Origin of the sequence: Kitasatospora sp. NBC_00240, from assembly GCF_026342405.1 — a bacterium.
Taxonomy (GTDB): Bacteria; Actinomycetota; Actinomycetes; order Streptomycetales; family Streptomycetaceae; genus Kitasatospora.
The window spans coordinates 9,318,246-9,332,613 of sequence record NZ_JAPEMU010000001.1 but is presented as its reverse complement, the minus strand read 5'-3'; the positions used below and the strand labels follow the sequence as shown (position 1 = coordinate 9,332,613).

At 72.2% G+C, this 14,368-nt stretch carries 15 protein-coding genes and 5 pseudogenes; 11 read left to right on the top strand and 9 right to left on the bottom strand.

The features are described 5' to 3' along the window. Positions 1-35: 35 nt before the first annotated feature. Complete coding sequence (locus OG689_RS39810) at positions 36-1,703, bottom strand: hypothetical protein (protein ID WP_266326726.1); 1,668 nt, start codon at positions 1,701-1,703, stop codon at positions 36-38. Between the two features lie 334 nt (positions 1,704-2,037). Next, entirely contained in the window at positions 2,038-2,913 is an 876-nt protein-coding gene (locus OG689_RS39805) for a LysR family transcriptional regulator (protein ID WP_266326724.1), read from the bottom strand. A 122-nt stretch (positions 2,914-3,035) separates the two neighbouring features. Between OG689_RS39805 and OG689_RS39800 the strand changes: the two genes are divergently transcribed. The 4 genes and pseudogenes from OG689_RS39800 (at position 3,036) to OG689_RS39785 (ending at position 5,424) form a co-directional block, all read left to right on the top strand. Next, complete coding sequence (locus OG689_RS39800) at positions 3,036-4,034, top strand: NADP-dependent oxidoreductase (protein ID WP_266326722.1); 999 nt, start codon at positions 3,036-3,038, stop codon at positions 4,032-4,034. Continuing rightward, a complete protein-coding gene (locus OG689_RS39795) occupies positions 4,031-4,180 on the top strand; it encodes a hypothetical protein (RefSeq protein ID WP_266326720.1) in 150 nt (49 codons plus the stop codon). Before OG689_RS39800 ends, OG689_RS39795 begins: the two co-directional genes overlap by 4 nt. Positions 4,181-4,551: 371 nt before the next feature. Further along, positions 4,552-4,787: pseudogene (locus OG689_RS39790) on the top strand (FMN-binding glutamate synthase family protein); the annotation flags it as partial. Between the two features lie 247 nt (positions 4,788-5,034). After that, positions 5,035-5,424: a hypothetical protein gene (locus tag OG689_RS39785; protein ID WP_266326718.1), complete on the top strand. Its 390-nt coding sequence runs from the start codon at positions 5,035-5,037 to the stop codon at positions 5,422-5,424. 132 nt (positions 5,425-5,556) lie between these two features. Here the strand turns inward: OG689_RS39785 and OG689_RS39780 are convergent, their stop codons facing one another. The 3 genes from OG689_RS39780 to OG689_RS39770 all read right to left on the bottom strand — a co-directional run bounded on the left by OG689_RS39780 (position 5,557) and on the right by OG689_RS39770 (position 7,003). Next, positions 5,557-5,955 (bottom strand): DUF2267 domain-containing protein, encoded by a 399-nt coding sequence (locus tag OG689_RS39780; protein WP_266326716.1) that lies wholly within the window; start codon positions 5,953-5,955, stop codon positions 5,557-5,559. Beyond that, positions 5,952-6,365, bottom strand: a complete 414-nt coding sequence (locus OG689_RS39775; RefSeq protein ID WP_266326714.1) for a DUF2267 domain-containing protein — start codon at positions 6,363-6,365, stop codon at positions 5,952-5,954. The genes OG689_RS39780 and OG689_RS39775 overlap by 4 nt, the downstream gene beginning before the upstream one ends. A gap of 200 nt (positions 6,366-6,565) precedes the next feature. Beyond that, the gene (locus OG689_RS39770; protein WP_266326712.1) at positions 6,566-7,003 is read right to left on the bottom strand and encodes an Hsp20/alpha crystallin family protein; all 438 of its coding nucleotides are present in this window, start codon (positions 7,001-7,003) and stop codon (positions 6,566-6,568) included. Between the two features lie 114 nt (positions 7,004-7,117). On the opposite strand from OG689_RS39770, the gene OG689_RS39765 reads away from it, so the two are divergent. Beyond that, positions 7,118-7,810, top strand: a complete 693-nt coding sequence (locus OG689_RS39765; protein WP_266326710.1) for a type III effector protein — start codon at positions 7,118-7,120, stop codon at positions 7,808-7,810. A 306-nt stretch (positions 7,811-8,116) separates the two neighbouring features. Here OG689_RS39765 and OG689_RS39760 read toward each other — a convergent pair whose 3' ends face one another. Then, positions 8,117-8,287 carry a hydrophobic protein gene (locus tag OG689_RS39760; protein WP_266326708.1) on the bottom strand — a complete coding sequence of 57 codons (171 nt, stop codon included), beginning with the start codon at positions 8,285-8,287 and terminating at the stop codon, positions 8,117-8,119. Positions 8,288-8,434: 147 nt separating this feature from the next. On the opposite strand from OG689_RS39760, the pseudogene OG689_RS39755 reads away from it, so the two are divergent. Then, positions 8,435-8,545 (top strand): annotated as a pseudogene (locus tag OG689_RS39755) (phosphatase); the annotation flags it as partial. A gap of 101 nt (positions 8,546-8,646) precedes the next feature. Here the strand turns inward: OG689_RS39755 and OG689_RS39750 are convergent. After that, positions 8,647-9,498 carry a LysR substrate-binding domain-containing protein gene (locus OG689_RS39750; RefSeq protein WP_266326706.1) on the bottom strand — a complete coding sequence of 284 codons (852 nt, stop codon included), beginning with the start codon at positions 9,496-9,498 and terminating at the stop codon, positions 8,647-8,649. 82 nt (positions 9,499-9,580) lie between these two features. Between OG689_RS39750 and OG689_RS39745 the strand changes: the two genes are divergently transcribed. Then, positions 9,581-10,474, top strand: coding sequence for an MBL fold metallo-hydrolase (locus OG689_RS39745; RefSeq protein ID WP_266326704.1), 894 nt, complete (start codon positions 9,581-9,583; stop codon positions 10,472-10,474). 213 nt (positions 10,475-10,687) lie between these two features. On the opposite strand, the pseudogene OG689_RS39740 reads toward OG689_RS39745, so the two are convergent. Beyond that, positions 10,688-10,834, bottom strand: a pseudogene (locus tag OG689_RS39740) (cold shock domain-containing protein); the annotation flags it as partial. Positions 10,835-10,866: 32 nt separating this feature from the next. Here OG689_RS39740 and OG689_RS39735 point away from each other — a divergent pair. After that, the gene (locus OG689_RS39735) at positions 10,867-11,007 is read left to right on the top strand and encodes a ricin-type beta-trefoil lectin domain protein (RefSeq protein WP_266326700.1); all 141 of its coding nucleotides are present in this window, start codon (positions 10,867-10,869) and stop codon (positions 11,005-11,007) included. A 449-nt stretch (positions 11,008-11,456) separates the two neighbouring features. Here the strand turns inward: OG689_RS39735 and OG689_RS39730 are convergent, their stop codons facing one another. Further along, positions 11,457-11,759 (bottom strand): MerR family transcriptional regulator, encoded by a 303-nt coding sequence (locus OG689_RS39730; protein WP_266327767.1) that lies wholly within the window; start codon positions 11,757-11,759, stop codon positions 11,457-11,459. A gap of 1,098 nt (positions 11,760-12,857) precedes the next feature. Between OG689_RS39730 and OG689_RS39725 the strand changes: the two are divergent. The 3 genes and pseudogenes from OG689_RS39725 to OG689_RS39715 form a co-directional block, all read left to right on the top strand. After that, a pseudogene (locus tag OG689_RS39725) lies at positions 12,858-13,306 on the top strand (hemolysin III family protein); the annotation flags it as partial. Between the two features lie 37 nt (positions 13,307-13,343). Next, a pseudogene (locus OG689_RS39720) lies at positions 13,344-14,200 on the top strand (PP2C family protein-serine/threonine phosphatase); the annotation flags it as partial. Then, on the top strand, positions 14,169-14,366 hold the full coding sequence (locus tag OG689_RS39715) for a hypothetical protein (protein WP_266326698.1): 198 nt from the start codon (positions 14,169-14,171) through the stop codon (positions 14,364-14,366). The pseudogene OG689_RS39720 and the gene OG689_RS39715, both read left to right, overlap by 32 nt. The last annotated feature ends 2 nt before the right edge of the window (positions 14,367-14,368 follow it).

The window sequence follows — 14,368 nt, the reverse complement described above, 5'->3', positions numbered from 1 at the left end:
CTATCACGCAGGGCGCTCACAATCGACGAGGGGGATCAGGAGGAAACGGGCTCGGGTACTCGGCGGCCCAGCTGGTCGGCCACGGTCGCCGCCGCGCGCGGCACGATCGGCTCCAGGACGTCCAGGACGGCGGCCCAGCCGTTCAGGACCACGGCCTGTGCGGCAAGCCTGCGGGCCCGGGGCGGCGGTGACAGTTCCACGAGCGAGGCCAGCGCGCGTGCCCTCGCCGCACGGTGGACGATCGACGAGGCGAGGCTCTCGGCCCGGCTCATGCTTCCCTGCCGGGCCAAAGCGTGGACGACAGCGGTCAGTGCCTCGTCCCGGTCCCAGGCGTCGGTGAACGACCCGGCCAACTCCTGCGCCCGGTCGATCAGGCCGCGCCGAGCCAGCTCATGGACCACGCCGATCAGCGCCACCGCCGCGGCCGTCCGGTCGGTGATCGCACGGGCCAGGTACTGCGCCCGGCCCACGTCGCCGTGGCGGGCCACCTCCCGGACGATCCGCGCCTGGCGCGCGGGGCGCAGTGCGGGCTCGTCGAACCGGTCCGCCAGGGCCATGGCCCGCAGATGGTGTCCTCGCCCGGCCAGCAGAAGGATCACGGCCTCCAGCAGATCGTGGGGACGGCGGCCGGTGCCGGTGTCGAGCAGTCTCTCCGCCCGGTCCGCGAGGGCGAGAGCCAGATCGTGGTCGGCGCTCCCGGCGACCGCACGGACGAGATCCGCCATGACCCGCGCGTCAACGGGAGGTCCACTGCTCGGGTCGGGCAGGAGGTGGGTGAAACAGTCCGGATGCGGTTCGGGATCCTCTCGGGCTGCCTGCCCGTCGGTCCGGGGCGGGTCCATGTCCGCGTCCACGTCCACGTCCACGTCCGCGCTTTCATCGGGCGACGACAGGAGGGCGTCGATCCGGCGCAGATCGCCCTGGAGAGCCTCGCAGGCCAGCACCCTCGCCAAGGGGTGGAGCCCACCCCGGCGCCCGTCGTAGCCGATGGGCGCGGACGGCGACTGCACGCGGCCGGCGAGCTCGGCGGCCCAGGCCGCGTCGCCGGCGACGACGGCCACCTCCACGAGCAGGGCAAGCACGTCCGGTGACGCCACCCCACCGGACATCAACTCGTCTGCACGAGCAGCATATTCAAGAGCGGCAGCCGTGTCGCCACGGTCCGCCTCCGCCTTCGCCAGCGCCGCCCAGGCCGTTCCCCAGTGGTGCGGATATCGGACCCTCTGCGCCAGGGCCACGGCCCTGCCACGCTCGCCGCTACGAGCCCACGCCGGCACGAGGGCGACAAGAGCCCGGTCATGTGCGTCGCGCTCGGGGAGCGACTCGGCCAGTGCCTGGGCTCCCCGCAGGTCGCCGGCGTGGGCCGCGGCCTCCACCAGCGCCAGGAGGGTGTCGCCCGGCCCGGATCTGCCGCTGGTCGCCCAGGCCAGCTCCGCCGCCCGGGCAAGGTGACCGGTTCGGGCCAGCGACTCCAGGAGCCAGGTGGGGAATCCACCACTGGGGTCTTCGGCCACGGCCACTCGGAGCAGGGCCAGCAGACAGGGCTCGTAGCCGCTGCGCACGACGCCGCTGCCGGTGTGCCGGTCAGGCGCCGGTCCGCGGCTTCGCTCCCGCATGCGCAGCAGGCCGACGTCCTCCGCCCAGGCGACAAGCCTGTCCTGCGCCTCCGGCTCGTCCCGCCGGTGAAACCCCGTCTCAGCCACACGCCCCCCTCGCCCCGGCCAGCCCCCGGCCGGCCCCCACGCTATCCATCCAGGTACAGCCCGCGCATCCCGTGGAACTGCGGCGCCCGTCACGGTGGACGGCGCACAACTCGGTTGTCGCCCACGGGAACCGGTCACACCGACCGGGGCGCCGATGGTTCCGCCTCGGGCAGCCGGAACCGGGAGCTCCGGTCTCAGGTCGCAGGTCCACGACTCGGATCATGTCCGGCGGCACCGACAACACCCGAGGACCCCTCAGGTGTTGTCGGTTCGCAGCGACAGCGCGCGTCACCGCTTGGTGCGGTTCAGCGCCCAGCGGGTCGGCCGATCCCGGTCAGGCCGCCGGGGCGGTCAGGACGGCCTTGGCCGCCAGCCGGAGATTCCTGATCATCGGATTCGGGTCGCCCTCGCGGCCGACCAGGACGACCTGGCTGGGGGGAGCGCCCTCGAGCGGGACGGTGACGAGGTCGGGACGAAGTGAGCTACGCCGATCGCCGACCGGTAGCACGGCGATCGCCCTGCCGCTCGCGACGAGTTCGAGCTTGTCCTCGTAGCTCTCGATCGGCGGCACGCCGGCCCCGAGAAGCCGGTAGGAAGTCCAGTCCTCGGTCTCGAACGCGCACGGCGCGGCCTCCTCGCCGGCCAGTTCCTCCGCGGTCACCGACGCGCGGTCGGCCAAGCGATGACCACGCGGGACCACGAGCATCCGGGGCTCCTCGTACAGCAGGGTGGTGAACACGTCATCGGCGGCGAGCGGCAGCGGGGCCCGTGCGATCAGGGCGTCGACGCGCTCGTCGGCCAGCGCCCCGACATCGTGGCAGCTCAGGTGCCGGGTGGCGATCTCGGCGTCCGGGTGACGGCGGCGCAACTCCCGTACGGCGGCAGTGATCACCAGGTCTTCCACGTAACCGATGACGATTCGTTCGGTCCGGGCTTGGTCGCGCACGGACAGCTCGGCCTGGCGGGCGGCCTGCAGCAGGGCCCGGGCCCGGGGGAGGAACGTCCGGCCGGCCGGAGTGAGCCGGGTGCCCTGGGGCGTGCGGTCCAGCAGTCGTGTGTCGAGGTACTTCTCGAGCCGTTGGATCTGGCGGCTCAGCGCGGGCTGGGCCACGTGCAGGTCGGCGGCGGCCCGGCCGAAGTGCTGGTGCGCCGCCACCACGGTGAAGTAGCGCACCAGTCGCAGTTCCAGGTCCTGTCCGAGATCGTTCACCCTTCCAGCGTACGCATCATGCTGTTTCGGAATGACCAGGTTGCCGAACCGGTCTTGGACGGCCATGCCGTCCTGGGCCTTGACTGAAGGAACAACGTTTCCCCGAGAAAGCGACAGGCGCGATGAAGGCTATCCAGTTCCACGAAGCGGGCGGACCGGAAGTTCTGCAGTACGACGAGGTACCGGTTCCCGAGATCGGCCCGGGCGAGGTGCTCGTCCGCGTGCACGCGGCGGGCATCAACCCGCCGGACTGGTACCTGCGTGAGGGGATGAAGGTCATGCCGGCCGGGATGAGGCCGGCGCTGGAGTTCCCCCTGATCCCCGGAACGGACATGTCGGGCGTGGTTCAGGCGGTCGCTCCGGACGTGCCGGGGTTCGCCGTCGGTGACGAGGTCTTCGGCATGCTGCGCTTCCCCGGATTCGACGGCCGGACGTACGCCGAGTACGTGGCCGCGCCGGCTTCCGACCTCGCCCACAAGCCGGCCGGTATCGACCACGTGCAGGCGGCCGGGGCGCCGATGGCCGTGCTTACGGCCTGGCAGTACCTGGTTGATCTGGGCCACGACGTACCGTCTGCCTTCACCGGCCGGGTGCACCAGCCGGTGCCGATCACGCCGGGGATGACCGTGCTGGTCAACGGGGCCGCCGGTGGGGTGGGCCACTTCGCGGTGCAGTTGGCGAAGTGGAAGGGGGCACACGTCATCGCGGTGGCCTCGGGCCGGCACGAGCAGTTCCTGCGCAAGCTCGGCGCCGACGAGTTCATCGATTACACCAGGACGCAGGCCGCGGACGTGGTCAGCGGTGTCGACCTGGTGATCGACACCGTCGGTGGCCCGGACAGCTCACGGTTCCTGGCCGTGCTCAAGCGCGGCGGCACCATGCTTCCGGTGTTCTTCGCCCAGTACGACCCGGAGGAGACGGCTAGTCGGGGCATCACGGTCTCGAACATTCAGGTGCGTTCCAACGGCCCCCAGCTCGCCGAGATCGGGCGCCTGTTCGACGAGGGCAAGCTCCAGGTCGGGGTGGACAGCACCTACCCGCTGCCCGAGGCGGGCAGCGCGCACACGCGAGCCGCGCAGGGCCACCTCCAAGGCAAGATCGTGCTGACGGTGCTCTCGTGATCGCCGAACTCCAGCAGGCGGTGGCGAACCACGCCCACGCCCTGGACGAGTTGAACATGCCCGAGCCGCCAGCGGTCCTGCCCGAAGACACGAGCTCAAACTGGAGTGGCGCCGCGCGGCGCTCTCCCGGGGCGGCGTCCTGCTGATCACCGGGCCCTTCACCGGCCACGCCGACTTCGCCGAGCCGACCGCCCCCGCACCCGGCGGTTCCTGGCCGTCCCGTCCCGCCGTCCGGCCCCGAGCGTCAGCCCAGCTTGCTGCGTGCCCTGCCGGGGCCGGACCGGGCCCTGCGGGTGCGTGCCGGTCGGGACGGGCGGACGTCCGGGCGGGTGGCTTCCTCGGCCGTCGGGGTCCGGGCGGCCAGGTTGGCGGTGAAGGCGACGAGCGCGACAGTCGTTCTCGTACATCGCTGCCGGGCCCACCGTCCGACGCGCTTGCGGGCCGCATGCTTGACACCGGGGAACAGGGACAGGAGCGGTCCGTGCTGAGATTCCTGTGGGTTGTCCTGACGGGGTGGATGGCGGTTGCCGCGGTCGCTGCGGCCGTGGTGGTGTCTCCGTGGTGGTGGTTCGTGGCCGGACCGCTGGGAGCGCTTGCACTCCTGGCCGGCCGGGACCTGCTCCAGCGCAGGCATTCCGTCCTGCGGAACTACCCCGTACTGGGCACCTGCGGTTCGCGCTGGAGGCGATCCGGCCCGAGGTCCAGCAGTACTTCGTCGAACGCAACTACGACGGCCGTCCGTTCGACCGCGACTGCGTCGGCTACCAGGCCCACGACCCGCAGGGCCGCGAGGACGCCAGCCTGACCCTGAACGCCCCCTGTCTTTCCAGGATGCCGACATTTTTCCAGGTCGCGATCACAGTCGCGATCACAGCCTCGATCACAGGTGGTGGAATTGCCCTGCCCCGCCGCGTCCGGTGCCGGCGAAGGGGGGCGGCGGGCCGGGGCCACCCCGGGGGGTCCGTGCGGGCGGGTTGCGGTGGGCACTATTCTGGGGTCCATGTCGAACCCTGATGGGCTGCTCGTCGACATCGCCGCGATGGTGGAGTCCGAGCACAACAACCAGATGGCCCTGACCGTCGTCGTCCCGGGGGCGGTCATCACCGGCCGGCTCGCGCCGCAGAGCCTGTGGCACGAGCGGGTGGCCGAAGTCCTCGCCGCCTCGGACCACCTGAAGCCATTCGCCGCCCTGTTCGCGGCACCCGGCGACGGGGGCGCGGACGGCGAAGGCGTGGCGCCGCCCGCCGTGCGGCCGACGCATCTGCACCTGCACGTCGCCCGCATCCTGCAAGGCAGCTACGGCTTGCCGCAGACCGGCGGCATGTACCGCATCGCCATCGCCGACATCAGCAGTTGGACGGTGGGAGACCTCAGCTACTCCGACCAGTGACGCCCGGACCATTTCACGACGGCAGGGCACGCCGGGGCCCGCCCTGCCGTCGTGGAACGGGCCGGGCTCGTTGCTGTGCGAGGACGATCGGTCCGGGTGGCCGTCCGGCCCCGAGCGCCGTGGGGCGGGGTGTCAGGCTGCGGTGACCAGTTGGGCGCGGCCGAACAGGAGTGCGTAGCCGTTGGGCAGGGCGGCGAGGAGGCGCTGGGTGAGGCCCGGGCCCGTCAGGTCGGCGAGGGCGGTGAGGGCGGCGCCGACGTCCCAGCGGGCGGTGGGGACGGTGGTGGCCAGGCGGGCGGCGACGGCGTCGACGAAGCCGGGCGCGGTGAGGGGCTCGGTGAGCGGGAGCTGGCCGGTCGTCAGCGCCCGGGCCTCGGGGGGCAGGGCGGCCGCGAGGTCGCGCCGCTCGTCGTCGGCGAGCTGGCCGGCGAGGACGGTCAGGACCGCGGTCAGGACGCGTTCGGCCTCCTGGGTGTCGCCGTACCGGCCGAGGGAGCGGACGTGGTTGATGAGTTCGTCGTGCCGGGTCATGACTGGGGTGCCCTTTCTGAAGGGTCGGGCCGGCCGAGGAGGAGGTCGTAGCCCGGGGGGAGTTGGAGCAGGAGGCGCCCAGTGAGGTCGTCGCCGGCGGCTTCGGCCACGACGCTCAGGACAGCGCCGACGTCCCAGGCCGCGGTGGCCTCGCTCGCACCAAGGATCCAGGCGGCGGTGGCCCGCACGAACCTCTCGGCGTCCAGGGGCTGGGCTGCCTGCAAGGGGTTGAGGAGGACCAGGGCGAAGGTCTCCGGGAGCCGGGCCGCGAGCTCGGCCCGGTCCCGGCCGGCGAGGTGGGCGCCGAGCAGGGCCAGGACGACCCGGGCGGCCTGCTCCGCCTCGCCGGCAGTGGGGTATTCACCGCGTTCCTGCACCTGTGCCAGGAACGCCTCGCATCGAAGGGTCATCGCCATTGCCTCCCCGGACGAATGGGCGTGGGCGGTGCGGACGGCTGCGGCGCCCGCCCGGCGGCGGCGTCAGGGCTCGCCGGTCAGGCGCCGCCCAGGGGTGGTGAGCTCCAGGATCGGGGCGACGCCCGGACGGGCCGATGGGGGGTGCCGCCCTGCGCGGCCCGGGGGTGTAGCCGGCAGGGCGGCAGTCTCCGGGGTCAGGCGCGGATCTGCTTGCGGTCCGTGCCCTGGGCGGTGACGGAGATCTTGCGGGGCTTGGCCTTCTCCGCGACCGGGATGCGCAGGGTGAGCACGCCCGCGTCGTAGTCGGCGCTGATGCCCTCGGGGTCGAGCGTGTCGGAGAGCATGACCTGGCGGGAGAACACGCCCAGCGGCCGCTCCGAGAGCTCCATGCGCGCGCCCTCGGCCTCGGGGCGCGGACGGCGCTCCGCCTTGACGGTCAGCATGTTCCGCTCCACGTCGATGTCGATCGCCGACGGGTCCACCCCGGGCAGATCGAACGCGATCACGTACTCGTCGCCTGCCCGGTACGCGTCCAACGGCATCTGAGCCGGCCTGCTCCAGGTCCCGCTCTGGGCCAGGAACTGCTGGGTCAGACGGTCCAGCTCGCGGAAGGAATCGGTGCGCATCAACATCGCGAAACACCTCCAGTGGTCCAGGCAACCAAGTGCCAATGCGCTTCACCTGACACCGTTGTAGCATGTCATCCATCCGATGACAAACACTGAAGTCTCCGAAAGGGTGACAGCATGCGAGAGCACCGAGACCCCCCGGTCACGGGCACCGCACAACCCGGCGAGCCCGCCTCCTTCCTCGCCGCCTCAGCCGCCCTCGACGCCATCGACACCGCCCTGCGCACCGCCCAGAACCCCTCACCCCCGGGCCCCCGCCACACTCCGACCACCCCCGGCGCCGACCCCGAACAAGCCCTGGCCGCCCTGCTGCTCCTGCGCGAACTGCGCGCCCGACTCGCCACCTGGGAGAGCCCCCTCGTCGAGAACGCCCGCGCCGCCGGCGCCACCTGGGCCGACCTCGCCCACCCCATGGGCGTCGCAAGCCGCCAGGCCGCCGAGAACCGCTACCTGCGGCTGCGCCCGGCCACCGACGACGCCTCCACCGGCGCCCAACGCGTCAAGGACGTCCGCGACCGCCGCGCCGCCGACCGCGCCATCACCGCCTGGGCCCGCGACAACGCCACCGACCTGCGCATCCTCGCCGCCCAGATCACCGCCGTCACCGACCTCCCCACCACCGCCCGACCCCACCAGGCCCGCCTGCGCACAGCCCTCGGCCACCACGACGCCGCCCGACTCCTCGCCCCCCTCGCCGACATCCGCCCCCACCTCGACGCCGGCCACCACCCCGACATCGCCGCCCGCCTCGACACCCTCACCAAGCACACCGACCAGCTCCGCCACGACAGCAACCACGACCGCACCTGAAACCACGCGCCCGGGCCGGGAACCCGCCCCCGTCGCGGATCCCGCAGCTCGCCGGCGCCAGCTGGAAGACCAGCCGGTCGGCCTCGGAGCCCGCCCGCACGCCGAACTCAGCGCGACGATCACCGACCTGGACCGATGCCTCACCGGCCGTAGTCCGACCCTCCGCCTCCGAGCACGGCGGTGCGGCAGAGCGGCAGAGCGGCAGGGCAGCGGGGCGGTGAGGCGGTGGCCGGGCATGCGCGAGCGGGGCCCGCATGGTGCGCGGGCCCCGCTCGGGTGCGGCTCCGGGGTTCAGGTGGTCGGCGCCTACCAGCGGTACCAGCGGTGGCGGCTGCCGGAGGAATGGGTGCCCCGGGCGACGAAGCCGACCAGCCAGACCACCAGGACGACGACGGCGACCCACCAGAGGATCTTCACGGCGAAGCCCGCTCCGAACAGCAGCAGGGCCAGCAGCAGGACGAGAAGAAGGGGAACCATTGCGACCTCCACAGTCAGTGTCGAACCCCCGGCTGCCCCGGTGCGCGGCGAATATTCACAGAAATCCTCCGGCCCCGGAGGGACAGACGGTCTCCCGTCAGCACAACCAGGCCCGACGTGGTGGAGATCGCGATGAGCACGGGCGACCTGCGCAACGCCCGCCGCGCCGGCGTCGACATCGCCGACCAGGTGGCACTGGCCGACCAGGCCGTGTACGGGCAGTACCGCGGCGAGGCCCACGTCTCGGTTCTCCTCCTGGGCCCCCTGTTCATGCGGGCGGGAAGACAGCAGACATTGCATGGGGTTGACACGTCAACCGGAATGGTCTGAGCCTTTTTGTTCAGCCCGCCGTGAGTCTCTCAGCCGCGGTAGGCGGCCGTCGCGATCTGGACGAACGACCGGATCAGCGGGTTCGCGTCGTCCTGCTTCCAGGCAGCCACCACGTGGCTCGGCGCCATGTCGGTCAGCGGGACCACGGCCAGGTCCGCGGGCAGCTGGTGGCCGAGTGGGGTCATCCCGACCGTGCCGTTCCAGAGCACGGCCTGCAGGCACTCCTGTACGGCGCGCACCACGGGACCCTCGCGAGGCTCGCCGCCGTTCCAGTACGACCGCCAGAGAGGGTCGGTGCCGTCCGGGAACTGAAACCAGCGCCGGCCGGCCAGGTCGGCCAGCCTCAGACCCTCACGGCGGGCCAGTGGATCGTCGGCGCGCAGCACCGCGCCCACCGCGTCGGTGCGAAGCTCGTGGACCGTCAGGCCGGTCTCGGTGAACGGGCCGCGGGTCAGGGCGATGTCGACCAGTCCGGCGCGCAGCCCGCAGGTCGGATCGGTCAGGTCGGTCTCGCGGATGCGGACTTCGACGCCCGGGTGTCGTCGGCGGTAGGCGGTGGCCAGCCGCCGTGCGCCCGGGCCGGAGTTGTCGGCCAGGATGCCGACGGTGATGGTCGCGGCGCCGGCGGCCGCGGCCACCCGCACGCGCACCTGATCGGCCTGGTCGAGCAGGGTGCGCGCCTCGTCCAGCAGCACCGCTCCGGCCGGGGTGAGCGTGACGCCGGCGGCGGAGCGGTGCAGCAGGGCGGCGCCGAGGTCGGTCTCCAGGTGCTTGATCGCGCGGCTCAGCGGCGGCTGGCTCATGTGCAGCTGGGCGGCGGCCCGGCCGAAGTGGAGTTCCTCGGCGACGGTCACGAAGTAGCGCAGGGTGCGTAGCTCCATGACCGGTGACGATACCCGTACGGTATCGGGATCGCGGAACAGGTCTTGGACGGCCGGGGGGCGCGGGCGGTCGAATCGGAGCATGACCGAAGAACTGATGCCCGACCCCGCCGTGCAGGTTGCCGGAGCCCAGGAGATCGCCCCCGACCTGGTGGTGATCCCGAACCACCGGGTCCAGCTGGTACCCAACATCGGCGTCATCGGCGGCACGCAAGCCGTCCTGGTCGTCGAGACGGGGATCGGCACCGCCAACGCCGAGCAGGTCCTCGCCTTCGCCTCCGAGATGGCCAAGGGCCGCCGGCTGTACCTGACCACCACGCACTTCCACCCCGAGCACGCGTTCGGCGCCCAGACGTTCGCCGGCCATGCCACGTACCTGGTCAACCGTGCCCAGGCGGATGACCTGAAGGCGAAGGGGCCGGGATACCTGGAGATGTTCCGGGGCTTCGGCGGGCCGATCGCCCGCCGCCTGGACGGGGTCCGGGTGCCCACCCCCGATGTGGTCTACGACGACGGGTACGACCTGGACCTCGGCGGCCGAACCGTACGGCTGCGGCCCACCGGCCGAGGCCACACCATCGGCGACCAGGTGGTCGAGGTCCCGGACGCCGGCGTGCTGTTCACCGGGGACCTGGCCGAGACCGGGCAGTTCGCCATCTTCCCGTGGTTCCCGCCGTACGACACGGACGTCTCGGGAGTGCGCTGGCTGGCGGTGCTGGACCGGCTTGCCGCTGCCGGCCCCCGGGTGGTGGTGCCCGGTCACGGCGACCTCGGCGGCCCGCAGGTACTCGCCGACGTCCGCGACTACCTGCGCGAGCTGCGCGACGAGACGTGGCGGCGGCGCGACCGCGCGATGGGCGAGGACGAGATCGTCGCCGAGGTCCGGGCCCTGCTGATCGAGCGTCATCCCGAGTGGGCCGGCCAGGACTGGATCGAGCGGGGCGTCGGCTGCCTGTGCACCGAACACGCCGCGTGACCCCGTCCCCGCGCGGCCTGGGCATGTCCACCTTCTCGTGGATGCCACCGACTCCAAGGAGACTGCTGCCGGAGCCGGAGGAGCGCGGACCGGTCGTGCGCTTCGGCACCCAGCGCCTCCGTCGGCCCACCGCGGTGCGCACCGAACCCGAAGGCCTGTGGAGCGGGGACGCCGAAGGCCCGGAGCGGTGTGGCTCCGGACCTTCGGGAGTGGTCATCCTGCCGGAACGATGTTCTCGGCCTGCGGGCCCTTCTGTCCCTGCGTCACGTCGAACTCGACCCGCTGGCCCTCCTGGAGCTCGCGGAAGCCCTGGCTGGCGATGTTCGAGTAGTGGGCGAACACGTCCGGGCCGCCACCGTCCCACGACACCCGCACCCGCCGCCCAGACCTGGGTGACCCGCACCGACGGCACCCTGCTCAATCCCCGGTCCGGCCGCTGCCTCGACGACAACGGCGGCAAACAGCAACCCGGCGACACCCTCCAGATCTGGGACTGCGACGGCACCACCGCACAGCGCTTCACCCTCGGCTGACATCGTTCACGAAGTGGCCGCCACCGGCCGGTGGCGGCCACTTCGTGAACGCGGGCCGCGATGACCTCCGGCGACACGGCACCGTAGGTACTGCCCGGCCCCTCTGCGGCCCGCGAGCCCCTCGCCGGCCGGCAGCACCGGCGCCTGACCCGCCGGACCTGCGTCCCGGCGCCGGTCGTGAACCTGGCCGCCTGGCGGTGAGTTCGGCAAGAAGCTCGAGACCTCCCGGCTGCCCACGCGGGCGAACCGCCACCGCGCGGTCCTGGGACGCGTGACGAACACGCTGCCCACCAACCCGCTCGCGCCGACGGGGCCGCACCGTCGGCACCCGAAGGTGCTCCCTGAGGGCGCGGGAGAAACCGCTGACGGTGGTGAACTCGGCCAGGGACCGGCTTGCTGGTGACTCGGCCGGATGGTGGCGGGCTACCGTCCGGCAGCCCGGCCGGGTGTCAGGTGTCGGCCACGGGCTTCGCAGCGTCGGCCACGGGCGGCGGAGTGTCGGCGGCGTTGCGCAGTTCCTCGTTGATGCGCAGGGCGTCTTCGAGTTGGTCTTCGAGGATGACGATGCGGCAGGCGGCGTCGACGGGGGTGCCCTGGTCGACGAGGTCGCGTGCTCGCATGGCGATCCGCAGCTGGTAACGGGAGAAGCGGCGGTGGCCGCCCTCGGAGCGCAGGGGGGTGATGACGCCCTGGTCGCCGAGGGCGCGCAGGAAGCCGGCGGTGGTGCCGGTCATCTCGGCGGCGCGGCCCATGGTGTAGGCGGGGTAGTCCTCGTCGTCGAAGTTGGCGTCAGGGTTGGGGCTGGGGGCGGGGGGTCGGATGGCGGTCGTGGTCACTGCACCTCTTCTGTCTGGGTTCGGGGACGCGTGGAGGGGCCCCGGTGCCGTTGCGGCTCCGGGGCCCCGAAGGGATACATCACCATCTACCGGCCTCGGGCCGGGTTCCTTGGGTCCGCACTGCCCCGGGGGATTGGGGCGTGCGGGGATCGCGTATGCGTGACCGGAAACCACCGTCCTTCGTAGCTGGGGGGTCTGCGGTGTCCGCCCGGACGAAAAAGCCTCACGGGCCGGGCGATCCTGATGGTGCTCCGTCCCCTCCGTTCATCCTCTGGACTGACTGATTACTGCAACTTCGGGTACTGCGAACTGCGGGTACTGCGAACTGCGGGTACTTCTCGGTAGTGCTGAACTGCCGACTACCTGTACTGCTGCGGCCCTCCCGGGCCGTCCTGGTCCGGCAGCCAGCCCCGTCGCCCGTCCTGCACTTTCCCTGGCTTGGAACCCCACTGCCGAACTCCCGGCACGCGCGCCCGCAGTCCTGGCGCCTTCACCGGGATACCTCGTACCGCGACTGCTGGGTACTGCACCTACGTGATCGCGGTACCGCTGCGTGGCGGCCCCTGACAACTGCGGGCCACCCGACCCAGCCACCGGCCTGTCGCCGTACTGCACCTGCTCTGGCTTCAGGGCCCTGCAACCGTGCCGATCTGCGAACTTCTCGCACTGCTGCCCGCCAGTTCGTGTCTGGCGGGTACCTCTCGACTGCTTGCTACGAGAGAAACACTAACCACGACACGATGCGATGTCTACTTCCGCCAGCACAGATTTTTCGCTGTTCGAGAGGAAGGTTGTCTTCAGCCCGAACAGGGCGGCCCGGCACCGCAACGGCGCCGGCAGCACGGATGGCAGCACGGACGACGGGAGGCCGACGGTGGACGGGCAGCAGCCGGACCGACTCCCCACGCGGCGCCGGCCGGCGGTGGACGCCTGCCCTCGCGGGGCCGAATGTTGTCCGGATGATGTGCGGCGACGTCGGCCGCACCCTTCCACCCCCCTTCCTGGACTGAGCGCATGATCGCCGACCACACCCGGCCGCCGGGACACAGAGGGAAGTTTCAGCCCCACCCCGGCATCACGACCAGCACCCACCCCACCTCCACGGTCGACCGGCCGGCCGCCGCAACCGGCCGGCTGACCGCCCCCAGGACGATCCCCCACCGGGAGGGCGGCGACGCCCGTACGGCGGCCGCGCTGAAACCGACCATGCGCGGCTGGCTGCACGCCGGCGTGTTCCCCTTGCGCTGGCCGGCGGCATCGCCTTGATCACGCTGTCGCGCTCGGCCGCGGCCTTGGCGGCCTGCGCGGTGTTCGCGTTGTCGGCCTGCCTGCTGTTCGCCACCAGCGCCGTCTACCACCGCGGAACCTGGGGTCCGCGCGGAGAGGCGGTCCTGCGGCGGCTGGAGCACGCGAACAGCTTCCTGATCATCGCCGGCACCTACACCCCGCTGGCGGTGCTGCTGCCCGCCCGCCCGCCCGCCCGCCGGCAGACGGTGCTGAATCGGCGAGAGCGCGCACGCGCTGGCGTACATCGTCATCGCCGACCGGTCCTTCACCGACGTGTACCAGTGGGGCCGGCGCACCGTCCCGGTGAACCTGGCCGCGGAGATCCAGCACCGGCTGCTCCCCGCGTCGCTGGCGTGCGAGGCCGCGCAGTTCTCGGTCGCCGGGGCGCTGGAGCCCGCCGACCACGTCGGGGGCGACACCTTCGACTACGTGATCGACCGGGACACCGTCCAGCTGTCCGTGACCGACGCCATGGGCCACGACGTCGACGCCGCGCTGCTGGCCACCCTCGTGGTGGGCGCGCTGCGCCGGGCACGCCGGGCGGGGGCCGGACTCGACGAACAGGCCCGCCAGGCCGACCAGGCCATGCGGGACCACGGCCGCCGGGGATACGTCACCGGCCAGCTCCTGCGCATCAGCCTGCTCGACGGCACCACCGAGTTCGTCAACGCCGGGCACCCCTGGCCACTGCGGCTGCGCGACGGAAACGTGCAGGAGATCGTCCCGAAAGTCGATCTGCCGTTCGGCCTCGTCCGGGCCGCCCCCACCAACACCTACCTGGTGCAGTCCCTGGACCTGCGGCCCGGGGACCGGCTGGTGATGCTGACGGACGGCATGCTGGAGCGCAACGCCCAGAACGTCGACCTGCGGGGCCTGATCGTCCGCACCCGCGCCCTGCATCCCGGGAAGCCGCCCGCACCCTCATCGGGGCGATCATCGACGCCGGCCACGGCCACCTGGACGACGACGCGACCATTGCACCAGTTCAGGGACCGGCCGGGCGCCAAGGACGTCGAGACCCTGATCCCGGTCGAGGAGTTGGACCGGCCCCGCCAGATCCTCGCCCGTGAGCGCGAAGGCGCCGACGGCCTGATCGACGGATACATCCTGCAGAGCCTCGACGGACGCTCGCGCACCGCCGTCTACACCTGGGTGCGGGCCGGCGACCCGGAGCCGGTGGCGCAGTACCTGCTGGCCCTCCTGGCCGAGGTCTACCCACGGGGGAAGACCCGGTAGAC

Bases quoted from the DNA above. Each gene is read 5' to 3' on its own strand.
- OG689_RS39765 (WP_266326710.1), top strand. From the start codon at position 7,118: ATGCGAGAGCACCGAGACCCCCCGGTCACGGGCACCGCACAACCCGGC.
- OG689_RS39760 (WP_266326708.1), bottom strand. From the start codon at position 8,287: ATGGTTCCCCTTCTTCTCGTCCTGCTGCTGGCCCTGCTGCTGTTCGGA.
- OG689_RS39800 (WP_266326722.1), top strand. From the start codon at position 3,036: ATGAAGGCTATCCAGTTCCACGAAGCGGGCGGACCGGAAGTTCTGCAG.
- OG689_RS39780 (WP_266326716.1), bottom strand. From the start codon at position 5,955: ATGACCCGGCACGACGAACTCATCAACCACGTCCGCTCCCTCGGCCGG.
- OG689_RS39775 (WP_266326714.1), bottom strand. From the start codon at position 6,365: ATGACCCTTCGATGCGAGGCGTTCCTGGCACAGGTGCAGGAACGCGGT.
- OG689_RS39750 (WP_266326706.1), bottom strand. From the start codon at position 9,498: ATGGAGCTACGCACCCTGCGCTACTTCGTGACCGTCGCCGAGGAACTC.
- OG689_RS39785 (WP_266326718.1), top strand. From the start codon at position 5,035: ATGTCGAACCCTGATGGGCTGCTCGTCGACATCGCCGCGATGGTGGAG.
- OG689_RS39730 (WP_266327767.1), bottom strand. From the start codon at position 11,759: ATGGGCCGCGCCGCCGAGATGACCGGCACCACCGCCGGCTTCCTGCGC.
- OG689_RS39745 (WP_266326704.1), top strand. From the start codon at position 9,581: ATGACCGAAGAACTGATGCCCGACCCCGCCGTGCAGGTTGCCGGAGCC.
- OG689_RS39770 (WP_266326712.1), bottom strand. From the start codon at position 7,003: ATGTTGATGCGCACCGATTCCTTCCGCGAGCTGGACCGTCTGACCCAG.